The sequence below is a fragment of the Robinsoniella peoriensis genome (assembly GCF_000797495.1).
In the GTDB taxonomy this organism is placed as follows: domain Bacteria; phylum Bacillota; class Clostridia; order Lachnospirales; family Lachnospiraceae; genus Robinsoniella; species Robinsoniella peoriensis.
Genome location: NZ_JTGN01000008.1, coordinates 331,978 through 348,685, shown reverse-complemented (window position 1 = coordinate 348,685; position 16,708 = coordinate 331,978). Strand labels below are relative to the sequence as shown.

Genomic DNA, 16,708 nt, shown 5'->3' with positions numbered 1-16,708 from the left:
TTCTTGTTTAACATACACTTAATTGATCACAAATTTCTCCTATAAATTTATAAATGTTTTCTTTTCTAGTATCATATCTTAGCAATTTATATCCACTGTTGATTATTTTGCTTTCTCTTACAACTTCTCTCTTTTGATCGTAACAAACATGACCATCTTCATCACATTCAATAGCAATTCTATCATCAATTAAAAAATCAATATAATAATTATCTATTTTGAACTGATTAACTATTTTATGAGAGCCACCAAAAATACTATGTATTAAAATCCCCAATTCTTCTTCATATTTTTTATAATACATGTTATCTGAATATCCTTGATTCACTTCATTATGTAGTATAGGATATGTTCTTATTATATAATCTTTTATATTATTTGCTATTTCATTTCTTTTAACATAATAAGCAATACGAACAACCCCAAACACATTTATTAATAAAATTTTTCGTGTTTTGCTACTTATTTTTCCAGTGGCTAATAATGTTCTAAAAATTTCATCGTGCTTATCGTATAGTAGCATTTCCCCATTATTTAAAAATATTTTTTTATTTCTTCTTACAATTGTTTTAATAGTTTCAACACTACATAAATATAACTTGGATATTTCATTAATGTTGTATAAATATCCAGCTTGATGATTTAGACCCAATGAAATAAATTTATCCGTTATATTTCTAACGATTGTATTTATTTGTAAATCTCCCTGTATACAGTAAGATCTTGTAATATTATCTCACCCCCCCCGCTAAAACTAAATTTTCTTCATCAATTCCACTCCCCGCTAATTCCGTGTTTCGCATTCTCTTTAGCCTCTTTAACGGATATCAATGTTACTTTTTCGTCGTTAAAATATGTATCTGCCAAAACTAAAATTGCCGGAAATTCTGTATCTTCATCAAATGTTTTAAAATGTTCCAAAACATCTTTGTCTTCTAAATGTTCTAAAAGAACACATTCCTCTACTTCACATCCATCACAACTATCTTCCCAATCTTCTATATTATTTTTGTCATAGTTGCAACCAAAGATTCCTATTTCTTGCAAGTCGTCTGGACTATAGTCTTTTTCTTGAATTAACCGGATTAAAATCCTTTTATATTGTTTTTCATTTTGAGTGTAATAAATTTCTGTTATTTCACTTCGCCTCCAAATACCCCAACACACCGCCAAGCCCCTTGGATAGTACAATCTGCTTCGCCACGGACACTGGAATGTAATTCTCACATTTTTCATCATCGCATTTTAAAATACCCTTATATTTTCCATAGTCTTCAAGCTGCTGTAGAATCATATCAAGGTCAATTGCTACTTTAATACTTATCTGCCGTTCTGCTAATCTTAGTTGGTCTTTATTTAGCCAAGTGATCCACTTGCCGCAGTTTTCACAATATAGACCTGTATTATTAGCTGATTTTTCAATGAAAATGTCTTTGCTATGACACTTACTGCATTTAAATTCTTTCATATATATACCCCTTTGAAATCAACATTTCATCCTAAATTAATTTCTCTTTTTCAAACGGTGGAAGTGTCATCTGAGCGGGACAAGATTGCATTTTTCCATTCATAAAATACTTGTCCCATATATCCTTATTATCTTCCCCCTCTCCGTGAAGTTTAAATACAACATCCGGGAACTCTTTTGATAAATCGCGCATTTCTTTCTCATGTTCATACCATTTGCTTTCATCATTACTCTCTAATGATAGAACAAAAGCATCTCCGCATTGCTCGTCCATATCCCCATTTTTAAAAAACTTTTCCAGATCATATTCAAAAGCATAAAAAGCATCGTTTTCCTTGTTTTTTTCTAACATATACTTTGCTATATCAAATGAATTGTAATTCCCATCATATACGCTCATATCGAACCTTGTATAATATCCCATCTTTTACTCTTCCTTTATGTTTTGAAATTCACGATTTTAGATATGAATTATTTCCACATATCCGTTATCTATATTTATATTTACATACTGAATATAAGGCATATCAGCATTATCATATCGAATTATCCATATTTTATTTTCATCAACATCAAGCACTTCACAACAACCGGCAAAACCAATACGAAATTTCACATCATACCTACCCTTGCAAACTCTTCTTCCATGAAACATTACCAAATGATTTTCAATGTAGTCAGTTACATCGGAAGCAAACATTACATCTCTATATGTTCTATTTCCAATAATTTGTTTAAACTCATCTGTTGGTTCAAACCATGGTGGCAGCACATTAACATACATTATTAATTACGTCTCCTTTCATCTTTGAATTCTTCTATCCTTCCAGATTATTAATGATTTACTTGTTTTAGACATTCTATGTAATCCATATTTGCCCTCTTTTATATGCAATTAATATCTTCATTCATGCTTGCTCCATATTTAACCGCCACTTCTTTTACAATGGCTATGTATCCTTCAATGAGCTTCTTATCATCTGCAATTACATCCAGTTGGCTTATTTTATCGATTTTGGATTTGCTTACGCCGTTTAAAGACATTGTTTTCTTCTTATTCATAAGGCGAATATTAAAGCAACACCCATGCGATGTTCCAATAACCGATAAATCTCGTCACGGATCGGCTTAATGTGCTCATAGCCGCCAAGATCTTTAGCTATCTTATTAATGATGCTTGAGCTGTCTTTTCTCCATTGTGTCGGATTTAAAGCGACCACCTCTTTAATAGAAGTAACCTTGTCATCCAGTTGCACTAATTTTTCAGCCTGGCGTTTCTGCTCTAACTCATTCTTAGACATGGATTCTACAAGCATGTTCATCAACTGCATTTGCGGGGAAAGCTGCTGGCGGTTTATGGAGTCTTCCTTCAATTCGAAATATTCGTCTATCAGCTTGTCATGGATTTCCCAGGCAAGATCTGTATCCATGATCTTGATCAGCTTTGCATAGCCGCGTTCGGATAACAAGTAAATGTGTTCCGCCTGAGTGACTGACTGCTTTGCATAGCCTATATTTTGAAGTAATTCCAACGTGCCCGTCTCGCAGTCACGTTGCTTCAGGTCGATAAAATCAACGTTTTCTTTGAATCTTTTAAGATTATCTGTAATTCTCGCCCTAACATGTTTAGCCTGCATTCCGTGTATATCAGCAATAGTCTTATCTGACATACATCTCTTTCCGATTCCAAACCCTCCGGATATTACTGGAATCTTATTCCCCATAAATTTTTGTGATCCGTTAATCATTAATTCATTCATTGTATTCGCTCCTTATCAAAATATTGAAGTAGTTTTTTTCTTACCCTTGATACTTGTGCCTGAGAACATCCTACTTCTTTGCCAATCTCCCTTTGCTTGTAACCCTCTTTAAACATTCTAAAAATAGTTTTTTCTCTACCATTCAACTTACTACTATACTCTTCAAAGATAACTTCCGTTAATGCGTCATCTTCCACATTCATTTCTGACGGAATGTAATTCAAAAAGCAATTTGTATCTCCTTCACTATTGTTGTCCAATTCCGACTGATAATATAGGATTTGATGGTTTGGGATGGTTCCTGACTGCTTTTCTTTTCTCTTCTCGCTCCATACAGTTGTAAACATACATTTGTAAGCATATGTAGAAAAACTTGAGACTCCGTTTTTATAAGTTGTTACCGCTTTACATAAACCAATAGCTGCTAAACCATACCAATCATCTACTGATAAATTATATTTTTGTAAAAATGAATAAATTAAATTATGATTCTCTTCGATAGCTTGTTGCTGCTCATTTGTGATATCCTTATCCTCCTCTCCAATGTTCTAATTTCTAATTTTATATTTTCTTCCCAGGTAAAATAGTTTTCAATGATCCATTTTCTACCTTTCTCTGTCCATTTTAAACTCCCATCACTTCTTACTTTGCCCTCTATTCTAATAACTACGTCTTTCTTTATGCCCCCTTGCTGATATTGTTATACAGTAACCTCTTTTACAAAAACAATTATTAGAATTAAAATATCTAACCCAATATTTACATTTCAAACACTTTGCTTTTATCATCATGGCCCCCCTGAAACGAGATTTAAATATTGTACTACTATGCTCCAACTTTGTAGATTTTTAATCATTCGTTCTCTTCTTCCACTTTCAGCAAGCAATTGTTTAACCAATGTCTCATTGACTACAATGGAGTCTTCGCATTTTCCTTTTGACTGGCAAATGCCGCTATCCCAACACTCTCCTCCGCACAATGAAATTTGATTTATATTATTACAAATTCTCAATTAACTACCTCCTAAACATGCTACTTGCTTTAAATATATATGTAAATCTCTTCACTTGGTCTTGGGTCTCTCAAATATCTACTACCGAGATATAGCTGCTGCCCAAAGTAACCGCTCCATCCCCCACGCCCAAATGCATCCACAGTTCCATCAAAATTAATTTGAATAATTCTATATGCCGGCTCTTTGCAACACTGCCAATGCGGTATAGCAAAACAGTTATCTATAGTGACTGTCCGCAGATGTATAGGTACGCTATCCCATAAATGACAGATTTCAATGCTTAATATCAACTTGCTTTTTTTACTGTAAATTTCATTATACTTTCTTTATTATCTCTGATTATTTGCAGTCCTTCTTCTGTAATTCCAATCTGATTATGAATCTGGTCTGAAGAATATACTTTAAAATACTTTTCACCAACTTTATTGACTTCTGTCAATGTGAGATGTAAATACCCTTGTACTTTACCCCATCTTGTAATCTGCCCACGTTTGAACCCGAGAGATTTTGTTACATCCGTTAGTGATAAACATCCCTTTATCTCAATTCGTGTTTCTGCCACGTCCGCTAATGGTTGTAATTTATTCACAAGTTCTTTTTGTTTTGCAAGTGTTTCAGTTGCAATTAAATATGCTTTTGCCATGATTGTTTCATTAGTGTCTTCCTCTATGATAGGAATATATCCACCTGTCTTTCTAATTTGCGGAATAACTTCTTTTGTTATCCAACGTTTAAATCTCTTAGCAGATGGAATTTCACTTCCAAATACCAAAGCATATAGCCCAGATTCGTTGATTAGATACCCACCTCTTTGTCCTAATTCTTTGTAATTTATAACTGACCCGAACTCATTGGGTGAGTTTTTATCTACAAACACATAATCATCGTCATCACAATGAGCCTTTACATATTCGGAAGCCACATGTTTGCCAGTTAAATTATAGCCAAGATTTTCTACAATGTCCTTTGCCACAAATAATGGCTCGTCATCAATTACTATAGTTCTCACCTTACCAAATTCATTATTTTCAAATATTCTCAATTCGTTAATAAAACATCATCCTTCCTTTTGCTTTATATTTGTTTTCTATTAGTAATTTTTTACTTTGAAATTAAGTTTTTAACTTGTTTGCTCTTTTTCTATCCTACCTTCTTTTCGGAATATCCCAGAAACTTATTAATAAAATATTGTTGTCCTTTCCCGGTAACCTTAGTGGTTTTATTAATTGTCGTATGCCCGTCAGAATGGGTTATAATTGTTTCTTTTACTTCAAACAACTCAAGTTCCATGCTTTTCTGAGTTGGTGCATTAAAATCGGTACCTTTGCGCTTTATCAGATAGCTGTTATCTCTAAGCCACTGAAATAGTCGCTTTTCTCCGGTGGTATATCCGTTCTGTTTAAGTAGCTTCGCCAACTCTCCTATAAGTATAGACTGCTTTGAGGTAGATACAGCATCCGCGAATACCTCTTTGGGTTTCATGCGCTCGTTCTCCGCTTGAAGCGCTTTATTTTTCTCCCGTTCTTCTTTTAATGCCGTAAATGCTTTAATTGCAAGATCTGGATTGTCAAGCAATTCATTTACTGCGTACATTCCGTAATTTAGAACTTTTGGAATAACTTCATCGTATATCCAACTTTCAAATTTTTCAGCTCCCGGAAGTTCACTATTCGAAGCAAGTCTAACGATATCTCCCTGTGGAATTACATTGACTTCCAAAGTCTTATTTGCACTCTGTGGATGAGGTATGTCGCATTTCACGACCCACCTACAATGGCGGTTAATTGCATCTCTATCATTCTTGTATCCGAGTGCCTTTGCAACATCACTTGCTACAAAATATGCCTTTTCATTAATGGTTACTGTTCGTATTTGTCCGAATTCTGTTTTTTTAAAAATCATTAATTCATTCATGCTATCCTCCTTTTTTTGGCTAATCTTCTTATTGATAGTTACGTCGTCGACTGATATGTTATATTCAACTGATGAACGCTCCGGCACTATCTATTTTTCTATAAAACCTGACCTCTGATGATCGTTATTAACTTTGCCATTTTCCTATTCCTCATTTAATTTCTTTTAGCAATAGCACATAATGCCATTATAAAAACTCCAGCAATCATTCCAATTACAAAACTTACTATGTATCCAATCACATGCTTCACCTCTCTTATAGCAACTTATTTTGTTGTAATAATTATATACATTGAAAAATGATATTATAATACTCTCTAATTGACCACTAGTAGTTCATCCAACATTTTATAAATATATGTATTAGGGGTATACGGAACGTATTTCTTTTGCCCTAGCTGACTTTGTAGTTTAAATAAAGAGTGGTTATTATCATATGCATCTATTAAAACTAATACATAACCTTATTTTTCTTTAACTTCTTTCCGCTTTTGTTCAAGATCTTGTTGAATCCCATATACTTTAGCTCTAATATGAGCAGGTGGATTGTGAGCCATTATCCAACAGTCTATATCTGGCAGTGCCCGATCATAAAACGATTGCGACTTTTCCAGCTCTTTCTTGTAAGCTAAAAGCTGGATCTTTGATGGAATATACAGATCCATAAGCGTTGCTGCTAACTGTTCTATTTCTGTGACAATCTTGCTTTCTGAATCATTTTTTCCGTCTTCAGACGCATCTACCTGGGTATCAATATCATCCAGGTTAATTCTTTCGAAATCATCCACCCCTTCCAGATAAAATGTTTCTTTCCAAGTTTTACACAGCCTGTTTTTTAGAATGTTCTCTGCTACCTTTACGGTATATGTATCTGCCATTACTGGGCTCTTGCATGTATAGTATTTCCTACCACTTTTTTTGATATATTCCTTTCCATTCGTTATGTAGTATTTTTGCAACTCTCAAACCGCCTCCTCCCTGGCTATTAGAATTTTCTATTAACTAATCTCTTGTATATATATATGTGCATTTTTATTTTTACCTATTATAATTAACAAATCTTCATTCTTTAAATCGTAACACCTTTGATAAGCATTTACCTGGCTATAGTCATCCTTCCACAAAACATATATTTTTTTCTTTTTTCCTTTACCCTTGTACTCTATTTCTATGCCTGTAATATCCAGGCCTCTTTTAATCCTATCAAATATGTATTCTTTAAATTCTTTCTGTTTAAACGGATAGTATTCTTTATTTCCTTCTTTTGATATTTGTAATACTAATTTTTTACATTCAGTAGATTCAACAATGTCACCACAAATCTTACTCTCATAAGATTTTATGCATTTTTCTAAACGAAGCATTTTTATCTGGCTTTCTGGTATTACGATTGTATCGCAATTTTCTAATATGAGTTCAATACTTTTATATTCCTTATTCACGTCTACCTCCTTATTTGCCCTTATCATCCATTAATTTATTTATAGTAACTTTAATTTTTTCAAGATCAATATACTCTTTAGTCTCATATAAACCTCTTTTTGCCAATCTCATTTGTTCTTCACATATTAATTTAATTAAGTATCTACATCTTGTTTTTTTCTTCATGTACCATCCAGTCTTTCTTATAAGTTATGCTATTCTATTGCTGTTATAAATAATTATTTCTATTATGAACCCATCATAGCTCAACTTAATATATGTATCTTTTTCAAAAAGATCTTCTGCCAGAATATCAATCATATTTTTTGGAATATATATTTTATCCTTAGAGGTATTATGCTTCAATATCCAATAATTACAATTTTCATAACATGTATATTTTTTAACTTTAAGTCTTTCCCTCTGTATGCTTGAACCAATCCCATGTGGCGATATTGAATATAAGAAATCCCTTCCTTGATTTGCTACAATAAACCTCCATAATTCTTCGCGCATAGACCCTCCTAGAACTTTTGTTTGTCTATATTATTTATTTTCTGTTCATCTTTATTTTTATAACCAGTTATAAGATCTATAACTGGTATCTTTGTTTAACATAAGAATAAAATCTTTCTCGAATAAAACCACCACTCATCTCAAATCCAAATTCATTAGCAAATTCTTCTAATACGTCTGATTTATGTGTAACATTAGTCGAATCCAAAAATAATAACTCAACATCCTTAAAATCATAGTCACATTTTTTCTCAACAAAACTGATAAACCCATTATTAAATAGTATGTTTCTATTAATTTTCAAACCACACATTGCAGATATTTCTTTAAAAATATCAGATATTTTTTTTGCATAATATAGGGACAATTTTTCAATATCCAGATTTACTATTTTATCCGGTATCCGTATTGACTCTTTTAAATAAGAACCCTTATATAAATGAGTAAATAATTTATCATTATTATTTCGATCAACATATATTATTTCATTCATATATTGTAAGTATAATCTACCTAATTCTTTAGAAAATACGAATTTCCTCTTATATGTTTGAAAATATCCTTCTTGATAGTTAAAATCATCCTCTTTGAGTTTCATTAATTCTTCAAAAGTCATTCCTTCGTAAAAACTCCGCATTAACATTTCATAATATATTCTGTTCCGACTTATTTTAGATGCAATATTATCTATATCATGATCTCTTAGAATTGTTATGTTCTGATTTTTAATACGGTAATCTTCCAGCACTCGGGGCTTAAGCATTATACTTTCAAACGGATCTGCAACATCTATTTGCTTTTCTGTTTTACACCATACATAAAAAGCTTTTAAATTGCTGACATATGTTTTGATGCTGCTCAGACTTCCAGCATTCATTTTATAAATAATCAAATTACGAATTTCTTCATGAGAGCATCTGAAGAGATCTGTCTCGTAAATTTCTGACCGCAATAACTGCCTTGCTCTGGTAACAGTGTATTTTTTTTCTTTACAAAATTCTTCTAACAATTCTTTATAATTATACTGAGTCATGTCATATGCTCCTCACGCAACCATTTATTACAAACTATTATATAATCTATTGCCCAGACTGTCAATTATTGTAAGCTTGACAACACACCAAACTGAATCATTACTGCATGTTGTATTTTTAGTCTTGTAATATAATCATCAACATGACCTATCTTTTCACATAAATCATTACGACCGATGGTTCTTGGACATTCACATATCAATGTGCTTTTAACCGGCAGCCCAAAACCATCTATCTCGACATGTACTGGTAAATTCCGTTTATTACCTTTGGATGTAAAGGTGAACACATTAACCGTTGGAGCAGTCGAATTGCCACGATTATTAGAAATTATTAAGACTGGTCGATAGCCATATTGAACGTGTCTTGTATCCCCTTCAAGCTTTGGTACATTTGCCATATAGATATCCCAGCACTTAGGTTTCTCTTCCTTTATCGTTTTTTTATACTCAGCTTGTGTCAAATTCATATCCTTCCCTCTCTTTTGAATTAATTTTATATAATACTGAAGAAGTTTTCATTTAAAATATCCTCCAATTTTAATTCAATAATTATGACCCATATGTTGTTTTTCTCCGTTTATATTATTTATTTTCTATTCGTTGCCATAAATATATCATACTTGTAAAAGTATGTCAATGGGTAAATTATTTATTTTCGTTTAGTTTTTGTAATTTGCCAAAGCTATCCTAATACACTATTTCTTTGAGTAGATCCATTAAACATTCCATATCATCATCGCTAGGGCTCGCTCCTTGTCTGTAAGCCAATTCAGTTAATTCTTTTATCTTAGAAAAAGAGCATGATACAATATCCGTATCAATAACCATGATAGATTTATCTAAATTTTTATAGAATTCACTTACCCCCAACTGCCTCTTCAGAAATCCATCTTCCGTAAAGCCCGCATACCTAAGAGTCGTTTTTATCGAGTCATGATTAAGCATAGCCGCTAATTCATCTATTGCATATACATCATTTCTATAAATCATTAGATACCAATATGCGAACGTTTTTCTCATTGTATGCGTATTAATATTAAACTTAAACCCACACTCCCGAGCCATTTTTTTTAAAATATCTGTAACATTAGCAGCTGTCATAGTGGCTCTTCCAAATGATTTGAATATATACTCTTCTCGGTGAACACATAATCCACTTTTTTCAATTGCTTCTTTATATAAGAATATACCTTCTTGGATATCTGGAACTATAAACTTTACATTGAACTTGTGTGTTTTTTTCTCCTTTGGTCTAAATTTATCATAAAATTCGCTGCTGCTATCCAGAATATCTTCCCATTTGATATTTAATATGTCAGAGATACGAAGGGCAGTATTAATCCCTGTTACAAATAGGGCATAATTCCGATACCATCTAATAATATCCTTTATTCTGCCTTCTCTTTCGGCTATCTCTGCTTTTTCTCTGAAGTATCTTCTCGCTGACTGTAGCTCTTCCTGGCTCCTAAACGGTTCTGTTGTGCATGACTTCCCCGATTTTCTATCACCACCTGATTTCTTGATTTCTCCATTCTTACACCTTTTAAGCTCCTCCTCAATTTCTGATTTTTTCTTCTCTTCTTCTCTCACTTCTCCTTTTGCAGCCTTTCTATTTAGGTGATCACGCATAACATATTCCTCCTTATAGCTAGATAATTATATTATTACAAAAAAAGCTACTCACCGCTTATCGTGAATAGCTTCTACCCATACTAATCAATAATACTTACCATTAGTCCAGTTCTTATCAATCTGCTCATTAGAACATCTCCTCAAGTCCTGTTCATATAGATCCCACTTTTGTATAGCCTTTCTTCTTGGCTGCATAGCCTCTTTAACTCCCTGATAAATTAAACATACAACACAAATAAATACTAGTAACCCACTCATAACCCATTCCTCCTTAATTATTATTTAAAATTAATTTTACTTCCTTAACAGGAACACAATATTGCCTTGCTACTGCTTTAATATCCTGCAACTCTTTATATACGTTACAGATATCTTCTGTGATAGTCTCTGTTAACTCTGGTATATTTAAAAATTCTTCCATTAATCTCTCCTTTGTAACCAATCTTTAATCTTATACTGAACTTATAACCTATACAGTTTTATTTTCAGTTTCTATATCCAAACTTTCATTACTCCTTCGAGCATGGATTCAGGAATTTTTTCTATGGCTACAGCATTTAAATTCAATCTTCGGCTACATTATCAATTATACTTCTAATAAATGAATCTTCCAATGTTACATAATTATTTATAATTGTATGTATCTCTTTTAATTCTTGAGTATTCTTTTTTAAATTCTTATTGATTTCTTTATTAACATTGCTCAACTCATCTATTTCTGAAATGTAAACCATAAAATACCTATATTGCTCAAAATCAATATCTATTTCTTCTTTATAAATTCTTTTCTTATTTATTTTAGAATATTTATAATCAACATGAAGAATTTTAGATTCATAATTCATTATATGATGAGTGGCAGCCCCTAAACACAGTACCCACATCTTTCCAGGAAAAATATTCACTGATAAATTCTCTTTATTTATAAATGCACCTCTGTTCCTCTCATCAATTTGCTTTATAAAATCCTCATTAAATACCAAACTCTTAATAGTCAAAGGGACAGTCCCAACATTGCGAATGACTACACATGCAAGACTGCTTCTAAGAAGTTCAAACGAAACCTGGGCATAAGGTCTACTATTTTCATATTTCTCCTGAAAAACTAACGCGATTGCAATCCAAGATCCTACCAAAGCTAAAGCACTAATACAAGTTTCCCACGGAAATGAATTACTAGATCTAACAACGTCTATTAACTCTCTTGCTAATTCTTCATTCATACACTCATCCTCTCATATCCAGTTTACCAACTTACATATATTTAAATTTGAATCGCTGTTTTTACCAATCCGGATATAATGCCTGAAGAAACTGACTTTACAATATCAAAAACAAATGGTAATCCCTTAGACGCAATGGTTTCTTTAGTTTTATTCCAAACAGTATCTTCTCTTATTTTATCTAGAAAATCATGCCCCTCCCATGTTAATCTTCCAACTCCAAATCCGGTTATGTTATCACTACCATAATCTCCTTCATAATCAAATATATAACCTCCTTCATATAATATTGCACAATGATAAGCAATCTGTTCCACTGAATACCCTTGAATCTTAAGATTATATTCAGCAACATTGTCAATACTGTTTTCAATCTCAAACAATATTTTTCTTACTAATTCCATATCTCTTTTCATACATGACCCCCATAAAATATAGTTTTTATTCTCAAATTAAACATCACAACACGAACCATGTCTCATAATTATATGTTGCAATATTTCTGATAATAAAAAAACAAGGGGGTTTCTTCAATACAAGCTTGTAATATTTCATTTGTATAATCCACTTCTAACCCTACTAATGTAAACTTTACACGTTTTGAATATTTACCCCATACGTACATCACAACTTTTTCGATAATTTTCTGATTAACACTCTGTTTATAAAATATCTTTTCAACAATCTTTATTAATAAATATAGTACTATATAACCCAATCCAAAATATGGCAAATCCTTTAGCATTGATACTCCTTTTAGTTTTGGTAATGCAAGTGCTAAAATCCCAAAAATCAGCACACCCCAAAGCCAAAACAATTCAGCCCCTTGTATCAGCAATTTGCCTGTTCCTATTTTATCTTTATATCTTTGAACAGCTGATCTAATAATTTGCTCTTTTTGCCTTTGAATGATAACTGTCTTGCTACTATTCTGCTCCTTCCAGTTCTCCATATCCTTATTAAGTTTCTCTGCTTCAAAAGTTACTAATTCATCAATTGTTATTGCTAGAACCTCAGTCGTAATTTCCTCTAAATCACCTGCAACTTTTTTTACTAAAATCTCCTCTAGCTTTTCTCGTCTAATATCAGAAATATCTATAACATCAATATTAGGATGTTTTTTTTGTAATTCCTTAGCAGTTCTTTTCATTTTATCAAAAAAAACTGAGTTCGTTTGTTGAGCAGCATAAGCATTTCGTGCCAAAGTCATAGTAGGTAAAGATGACAAATTCTGCGCTTTGGGAACCCATAATCTACACATTAACATATTATCTGATATGATTGGAAGTGCATTTACCTTCCAACCTGCAACTCCTTTATCTTCATCTCCATGTATCTGAATATATTCTCTTACATCCCAAACCAATGGAGTATTTGAAGTAATAAATACCGGAAGTTTTCTTTTTCCTCCGTATTTCGCAGAATAATCACCTTTGCGTAAAATATTAATATAATTTATTGTCTTTACATCATTATCTATAGCTCTGTCTTTCCACATTGGATGTCTACTTTTTATAAATTCTTTCAATTTTGTATTGTCAAGATGATTTGTACGACTCGAGTCTTGGCTCCAATCCGTTATATCCTGGATTTTAAAATGTAATTTATCTGTGATAGTTTGACGTACTGTCTGCGCAAATATTTTAAAATCAAATTCGTTGCACTCATTAAGCGTGCTATATATTCTTAATTCATAGTCATAAATTTCTTCTCTACGTTTCAGACTTTCCGCTGCATTATATAATGCCGACTCTACTTCTCCAATAGTATGTTCAAATACACATATATTCCCGCCATATTCTTTTTCGATAAGATTTGCAAATTCCTGAGCAGACTCTACTTCTAATTTCCATGAATACCCCATTAGGCGCAAAAGTAATTTAGTGTCAACAAAAAAAGTTGTTCCCTTAAACTTTTGTTCTCTATCCTGTGTATAGTCCTGCGTTTCATATACACCTATATATATCATTAGTCCGTTAATTATATCCGATAAATATTTAGTTCTTTCATCGTTATTATTTTCTAATAATTCTGAAACATATTTACCAATGTACCATTCAGGAGGTACAAACTTTTCGGATTCAATGCTTTTCATATTCCTTTTTTCAAATATATTTGCTGCATTTCCCTGCATAACCAAAAAATTAGTCAAATATTCTCTAGTTTCATCGTAAGTCCACTTACGATTATAATCCTCAGCATATGACATAAGACCATTTATAAGCAATTTTTCCTTATTCATGAATGCATCTCGTTTCATATCAAATTCATTCATATCAAAAGAAAAATCTTTTAATTCATAACCCGCACCATTCTGTAATCTAACAATCCTTTTTTCATTACATAATATACGACAACACATTTTAATCATATGATGCGGCATTTTAAGCCCAAATTCTTTTTCAATGTCTTTCGCAATCTCATCATGTCTCAATTTATAATTTTTTCCTTTATTGAGGCAAATAATTATATAATTACAAAATACAGTTAGTGGATTAGGACTTTCCTTTATATATGCTAACGCAATAAGCGCATTTTTATTGTTCATGTCGATTCCTCCCTGCTTTTGTAACATTATATCACACTCCTCTCATTAATTCAGCCATTTATTATGAGCATTCCCTCAAATTTTTAAAGTCACACACGAATTATAAAATTTAATAATTAATTAAATATTATTATATTTATTAGTAATTTATGCACAATAAGTAACAAGGCAAAGCCATATCTTAGATCGACATAAAAAATGAGTTATTTGCATTCTTCCCCGTATTCATTAACAAGCCATTTTTTCTTACTGTGCAAAAAGGGAATGCCCATGATCCATAAGAATGCAGCCAAGGTCAACCCCTCTGTTCCGGGTAATAAAATAGCAGCCACTAGCCCGATGAAAAGAACTAATGCTGCTAATAGTTTTTGTTTTGCATAATATATTTTACGCTGCCTTTGCTTTCTTTTAATTCTTTGAAGTTTCTTCTGGGTAACTAACCACTCATGATGGCGCTGTTGCTGCAAGATCTCCCTGGCTTGATCCAATGTATAGTAATCGTATTCTGCTGCTATGTCCATTTTTCTTTTCTCCCTTATATCAATTTGTAAAGTTGTTTCATTTTTTCATGTTGAAAACCCAGTGAAGCGAGAACTTGCCCTATCCCCACTATTTCCCCATAATGCTGGTCTGCTTTTCTCTGTTCTAAAGCAGCTTTCACTTCTTCATTCTGCTTTACATACTCTTCATATAAAGCGTATTCTTCTTGAGATTCTTTCCCTATCCGAATCCCATATTCCATTAATTTCTCACATTTCTTTTTCTCTTCATTTGTCATGAGTGTTTCACCTTTGCTATTCTGACTGAAATAATCCGATCAACAGATTTCTTTTTAGTTTTGCTAGTATAGATTACGTCTTTAACTTTCTGCCCATTTTTGAACTTTCCCTTGTACACTTTATGTATTTTATCCCATCTCATATACGGGTTTCTCTTTGATTGCTTGTCTGAAAGCGACCATTCGTGTCCGTCCTTTGTTACGATTGTCATGTAATCATAGTACCTTCCAGTGGTAGTCCTTGTATTGCTTTTCTTTGCCTGGACTGGAAATGATGATAAAATAATGAGCGCTATTACGGCTAGTATTAATATTGCTACTGTATATTTTTTATTCTTCATGATTATCACTCCTTTTGAATTTTTATTCTATACTGTTAACTTCTCCGCAAGCCATACTTGCCTTTATTGCTAAAATTTCATATTGAAGATAATTTATTGCCCTTCTAAGGCTAGCATCTAGGTCTTTCTTTGTACATTTCTGGTTCCAAGCTGTCAAATAGTCTTTCCACGGGCTATAATCTGTATCAAACAACATACATTTTGTTTTGTCGTAACAAAGATCATATACTCTTTTAACTTCAAACAGGTATGAACCATGTTGCGATCTGTATTTTATTGTAAAAGATAGATTTTTGATTGCCGTTATACATTCCTCTATAGCTTTATAGCTATATGTTGCCTTTTCAAATTCCATATTATGTCCCCCTTTTCCAAAATTACAACTGATCAGTAACCATGATTTTCTGCAGCTTAACTATCAGATTTTCAAAGTCATCCGAATCCACATGTGTGATTTCCATACGGGTTTCTTTTCCGCTGTCGCTGTTTGTTTCTATTACTTGCTCCATGTAATTTACTGTCATACATATCATATATATTCCCCCTTATTAAAGATTCATTTTATTGGTTCTTTATGTTTATGATATTATTTCCACAATTCCTTCACCTTCCAAAATAGTCTTTACCATTTCAAATTGTATTTCTCTATCGTCTGTTGATTCTACGGCATCTATAATTGATTCTAACAATAATTCAACGCTTTCTTTTGTCAATTTGCCAATCATTTCTATTCCTCCCTTGAAACAATTATTTTTATGTCCCCGGTATTTCCCGACCGGGTGCGGTGATCAGAAGATTTATTTTAAATAAATCAAGCAATGTTAGAACTTTTTATTGACAAATAGCATATACTACAGTATAACAAAGATATAAATAACATATACTAATGTATATAAATATTCTATGTGTATATATTGGGCTTGCTGATATATACTAAAAAGTTTTATTTTCTAAAAAGCATCTGGTGAAAACTAGGTGCTTTTATATTTCCTTAACAATTGTTTTTATTACCTAATCATACAAGCGAAACATTTATTTCTTGCCTTTGTTTTATG

The 16,708-nt window shown here is 32.3% G+C and carries 29 protein-coding genes; all 29 read right to left on the bottom strand.

Annotated elements, in window-relative coordinates:
• Positions 1-7 precede the first annotated feature (7 nt).
• The 29 genes from QR40_RS18210 to QR40_RS31845 all read right to left on the bottom strand — a co-directional run bounded on the left by QR40_RS18210 (position 8) and on the right by QR40_RS31845 (position 16,378).
• Entirely contained in the window at positions 8-652 is a 645-nt protein-coding gene (locus tag QR40_RS18210) for a DUF559 domain-containing protein (protein WP_044296278.1), read from the bottom strand.
• A 116-nt stretch (positions 653-768) separates the two neighbouring features.
• On the bottom strand, positions 769-1,167 hold the full coding sequence (locus tag QR40_RS18205) for a hypothetical protein (protein ID WP_044296277.1): 399 nt from the start codon (positions 1,165-1,167) through the stop codon (positions 769-771).
• The gene (locus QR40_RS18200) at positions 1,139-1,468 is read right to left on the bottom strand and encodes a hypothetical protein (RefSeq protein WP_044296276.1); all 330 of its coding nucleotides are present in this window, start codon (positions 1,466-1,468) and stop codon (positions 1,139-1,141) included. The genes QR40_RS18205 and QR40_RS18200 overlap by 29 nt, the downstream gene beginning before the upstream one ends.
• A 31-nt stretch (positions 1,469-1,499) precedes the next feature.
• On the bottom strand, positions 1,500-1,892 hold the full coding sequence (locus QR40_RS18195) for a hypothetical protein (protein ID WP_044296275.1): 393 nt from the start codon (positions 1,890-1,892) through the stop codon (positions 1,500-1,502).
• Positions 1,893-1,928: 36 nt separating this feature from the next.
• Positions 1,929-2,252 carry a hypothetical protein gene (locus QR40_RS18190; protein WP_044296274.1) on the bottom strand — a complete coding sequence of 108 codons (324 nt, stop codon included), beginning with the start codon at positions 2,250-2,252 and terminating at the stop codon, positions 1,929-1,931.
• 101 nt (positions 2,253-2,353) lie between these two features.
• The gene (locus QR40_RS31875) at positions 2,354-2,530 is read right to left on the bottom strand and encodes a hypothetical protein (RefSeq protein WP_160295838.1); all 177 of its coding nucleotides are present in this window, start codon (positions 2,528-2,530) and stop codon (positions 2,354-2,356) included.
• Positions 2,527-3,228 carry an ORF6N domain-containing protein gene (locus QR40_RS18185; RefSeq protein ID WP_052430924.1) on the bottom strand — a complete coding sequence of 234 codons (702 nt, stop codon included), beginning with the start codon at positions 3,226-3,228 and terminating at the stop codon, positions 2,527-2,529. The genes QR40_RS31875 and QR40_RS18185 overlap by 4 nt, the downstream gene beginning before the upstream one ends.
• Positions 3,225-3,728, bottom strand: coding sequence for a sigma-70 family RNA polymerase sigma factor (locus QR40_RS18180; RefSeq protein ID WP_276325445.1), 504 nt, complete (start codon positions 3,726-3,728; stop codon positions 3,225-3,227). The genes QR40_RS18185 and QR40_RS18180 overlap by 4 nt, the downstream gene beginning before the upstream one ends.
• Before the next feature lie 582 nt (positions 3,729-4,310).
• Positions 4,311-4,454, bottom strand: coding sequence for a hypothetical protein (locus QR40_RS31870; RefSeq protein WP_160295837.1), 144 nt, complete (start codon positions 4,452-4,454; stop codon positions 4,311-4,313).
• Between the two features lie 75 nt (positions 4,455-4,529).
• Complete coding sequence (locus QR40_RS30020; protein ID WP_052430922.1) at positions 4,530-5,285, bottom strand: BRO-N domain-containing protein; 756 nt, start codon at positions 5,283-5,285, stop codon at positions 4,530-4,532.
• Positions 5,286-5,383: 98 nt separating this feature from the next.
• Positions 5,384-6,157, bottom strand: a complete 774-nt coding sequence (locus tag QR40_RS18165) for a phage antirepressor KilAC domain-containing protein (RefSeq protein ID WP_044296271.1) — start codon at positions 6,155-6,157, stop codon at positions 5,384-5,386.
• A gap of 464 nt (positions 6,158-6,621) precedes the next feature.
• Entirely contained in the window at positions 6,622-7,116 is a 495-nt protein-coding gene (locus QR40_RS30015; RefSeq protein ID WP_052430921.1) for a hypothetical protein, read from the bottom strand.
• Between the two features lie 39 nt (positions 7,117-7,155).
• Positions 7,156-7,599, bottom strand: a complete 444-nt coding sequence (locus tag QR40_RS18155) for a hypothetical protein (protein WP_044296270.1) — start codon at positions 7,597-7,599, stop codon at positions 7,156-7,158.
• A 10-nt stretch (positions 7,600-7,609) separates the two neighbouring features.
• A complete protein-coding gene (locus QR40_RS31865; RefSeq protein ID WP_160295836.1) occupies positions 7,610-7,765 on the bottom strand; it encodes a hypothetical protein in 156 nt (51 codons plus the stop codon).
• Between the two features lie 24 nt (positions 7,766-7,789).
• On the bottom strand, positions 7,790-8,095 hold the full coding sequence (locus QR40_RS18150; protein WP_044296269.1) for a hypothetical protein: 306 nt from the start codon (positions 8,093-8,095) through the stop codon (positions 7,790-7,792).
• Positions 8,096-8,171: 76 nt separating this feature from the next.
• On the bottom strand, positions 8,172-9,128 hold the full coding sequence (locus QR40_RS18145; RefSeq protein WP_044296268.1) for a hypothetical protein: 957 nt from the start codon (positions 9,126-9,128) through the stop codon (positions 8,172-8,174).
• 65 nt (positions 9,129-9,193) lie between these two features.
• A complete protein-coding gene (locus tag QR40_RS18140) occupies positions 9,194-9,598 on the bottom strand; it encodes a type II toxin-antitoxin system PemK/MazF family toxin (RefSeq protein WP_044296267.1) in 405 nt (134 codons plus the stop codon).
• A gap of 220 nt (positions 9,599-9,818) precedes the next feature.
• A complete protein-coding gene (locus QR40_RS18135; protein WP_044296266.1) occupies positions 9,819-10,760 on the bottom strand; it encodes a tyrosine-type recombinase/integrase in 942 nt (313 codons plus the stop codon).
• A gap of 87 nt (positions 10,761-10,847) precedes the next feature.
• Complete coding sequence (locus tag QR40_RS31860) at positions 10,848-11,021, bottom strand: hypothetical protein (RefSeq protein WP_160295835.1); 174 nt, start codon at positions 11,019-11,021, stop codon at positions 10,848-10,850.
• A 13-nt stretch (positions 11,022-11,034) separates the two neighbouring features.
• The gene (locus QR40_RS31855; protein WP_160295834.1) at positions 11,035-11,184 is read right to left on the bottom strand and encodes a hypothetical protein; all 150 of its coding nucleotides are present in this window, start codon (positions 11,182-11,184) and stop codon (positions 11,035-11,037) included.
• Positions 11,185-11,326: 142 nt separating this feature from the next.
• Complete coding sequence (locus tag QR40_RS18130) at positions 11,327-11,986, bottom strand: hypothetical protein (protein ID WP_052430920.1); 660 nt, start codon at positions 11,984-11,986, stop codon at positions 11,327-11,329.
• Positions 11,987-12,027: 41 nt separating this feature from the next.
• Positions 12,028-12,402: a DUF2513 domain-containing protein gene (locus QR40_RS18125; RefSeq protein WP_044296265.1), complete on the bottom strand. Its 375-nt coding sequence runs from the start codon at positions 12,400-12,402 to the stop codon at positions 12,028-12,030.
• A 68-nt stretch (positions 12,403-12,470) separates the two neighbouring features.
• Positions 12,471-14,534, bottom strand: coding sequence for a hypothetical protein (locus QR40_RS18120; RefSeq protein WP_152614237.1), 2,064 nt, complete (start codon positions 14,532-14,534; stop codon positions 12,471-12,473).
• A gap of 203 nt (positions 14,535-14,737) precedes the next feature.
• A complete protein-coding gene (locus QR40_RS18115) occupies positions 14,738-15,055 on the bottom strand; it encodes a hypothetical protein (protein WP_044296263.1) in 318 nt (105 codons plus the stop codon).
• A 14-nt stretch (positions 15,056-15,069) separates the two neighbouring features.
• Positions 15,070-15,312 (bottom strand): hypothetical protein, encoded by a 243-nt coding sequence (locus tag QR40_RS18110; RefSeq protein WP_044296262.1) that lies wholly within the window; start codon positions 15,310-15,312, stop codon positions 15,070-15,072.
• On the bottom strand, positions 15,309-15,653 hold the full coding sequence (locus QR40_RS18105; RefSeq protein ID WP_044296260.1) for a hypothetical protein: 345 nt from the start codon (positions 15,651-15,653) through the stop codon (positions 15,309-15,311). Before QR40_RS18105 ends, QR40_RS18110 begins: the two co-directional genes overlap by 4 nt.
• A 22-nt stretch (positions 15,654-15,675) precedes the next feature.
• A complete protein-coding gene (locus QR40_RS18100) occupies positions 15,676-16,008 on the bottom strand; it encodes a hypothetical protein (RefSeq protein ID WP_044296258.1) in 333 nt (110 codons plus the stop codon).
• Between the two features lie 22 nt (positions 16,009-16,030).
• The gene (locus QR40_RS31850; RefSeq protein ID WP_160295833.1) at positions 16,031-16,186 is read right to left on the bottom strand and encodes a hypothetical protein; all 156 of its coding nucleotides are present in this window, start codon (positions 16,184-16,186) and stop codon (positions 16,031-16,033) included.
• A gap of 45 nt (positions 16,187-16,231) precedes the next feature.
• Positions 16,232-16,378, bottom strand: a complete 147-nt coding sequence (locus QR40_RS31845) for a hypothetical protein (RefSeq protein WP_160295832.1) — start codon at positions 16,376-16,378, stop codon at positions 16,232-16,234.
• Positions 16,379-16,708 lie beyond the last annotated feature (330 nt).

Coding starts and splice junctions, on each gene's coding strand:
- QR40_RS18200 (WP_044296276.1), bottom strand. CDS start 1,468: ATGAAAGAATTTAAATGCAGTAAGTGTCATAGCAAAGACATTTTCATT.
- QR40_RS18195 (WP_044296275.1), bottom strand. CDS start 1,892: ATGGGATATTATACAAGGTTCGATATGAGCGTATATGATGGGAATTAC.
- QR40_RS18190 (WP_044296274.1), bottom strand. CDS start 2,252: ATGTATGTTAATGTGCTGCCACCATGGTTTGAACCAACAGATGAGTTT.
- QR40_RS31875 (WP_160295838.1), bottom strand. CDS start 2,530: ATGAATAAGAAGAAAACAATGTCTTTAAACGGCGTAAGCAAATCCAAA.
- QR40_RS18185 (WP_052430924.1), bottom strand. CDS start 3,228: ATGAATGAATTAATGATTAACGGATCACAAAAATTTATGGGGAATAAG.
- QR40_RS18165 (WP_044296271.1), bottom strand. CDS start 6,157: ATGAATGAATTAATGATTTTTAAAAAAACAGAATTCGGACAAATACGA.
- QR40_RS31865 (WP_160295836.1), bottom strand. CDS start 7,765: ATGAAGAAAAAAACAAGATGTAGATACTTAATTAAATTAATATGTGAA.
- QR40_RS18150 (WP_044296269.1), bottom strand. CDS start 8,095: ATGCGCGAAGAATTATGGAGGTTTATTGTAGCAAATCAAGGAAGGGAT.
- QR40_RS18145 (WP_044296268.1), bottom strand. CDS start 9,128: ATGACTCAGTATAATTATAAAGAATTGTTAGAAGAATTTTGTAAAGAA.
- QR40_RS18140 (WP_044296267.1), bottom strand. CDS start 9,598: ATGAATTTGACACAAGCTGAGTATAAAAAAACGATAAAGGAAGAGAAA.
- QR40_RS18135 (WP_044296266.1), bottom strand. CDS start 10,760: ATGCGTGATCACCTAAATAGAAAGGCTGCAAAAGGAGAAGTGAGAGAA.
- QR40_RS31860 (WP_160295835.1), bottom strand. CDS start 11,021: ATGAGTGGGTTACTAGTATTTATTTGTGTTGTATGTTTAATTTATCAG.
- QR40_RS31855 (WP_160295834.1), bottom strand. CDS start 11,184: ATGGAAGAATTTTTAAATATACCAGAGTTAACAGAGACTATCACAGAA.
- QR40_RS18130 (WP_052430920.1), bottom strand. CDS start 11,986: ATGAATGAAGAATTAGCAAGAGAGTTAATAGACGTTGTTAGATCTAGT.
- QR40_RS18125 (WP_044296265.1), bottom strand. CDS start 12,402: ATGAAAAGAGATATGGAATTAGTAAGAAAAATATTGTTTGAGATTGAA.
- QR40_RS18120 (WP_152614237.1), bottom strand. CDS start 14,534: ATGAACAATAAAAATGCGCTTATTGCGTTAGCATATATAAAGGAAAGT.
- QR40_RS18115 (WP_044296263.1), bottom strand. CDS start 15,055: ATGGACATAGCAGCAGAATACGATTACTATACATTGGATCAAGCCAGG.
- QR40_RS18110 (WP_044296262.1), bottom strand. CDS start 15,312: ATGACAAATGAAGAGAAAAAGAAATGTGAGAAATTAATGGAATATGGG.
- QR40_RS18105 (WP_044296260.1), bottom strand. CDS start 15,653: ATGAAGAATAAAAAATATACAGTAGCAATATTAATACTAGCCGTAATA.
- QR40_RS18100 (WP_044296258.1), bottom strand. CDS start 16,008: ATGGAATTTGAAAAGGCAACATATAGCTATAAAGCTATAGAGGAATGT.
- QR40_RS31850 (WP_160295833.1), bottom strand. CDS start 16,186: ATGATATGTATGACAGTAAATTACATGGAGCAAGTAATAGAAACAAAC.
- QR40_RS31845 (WP_160295832.1), bottom strand. CDS start 16,378: ATGATTGGCAAATTGACAAAAGAAAGCGTTGAATTATTGTTAGAATCA.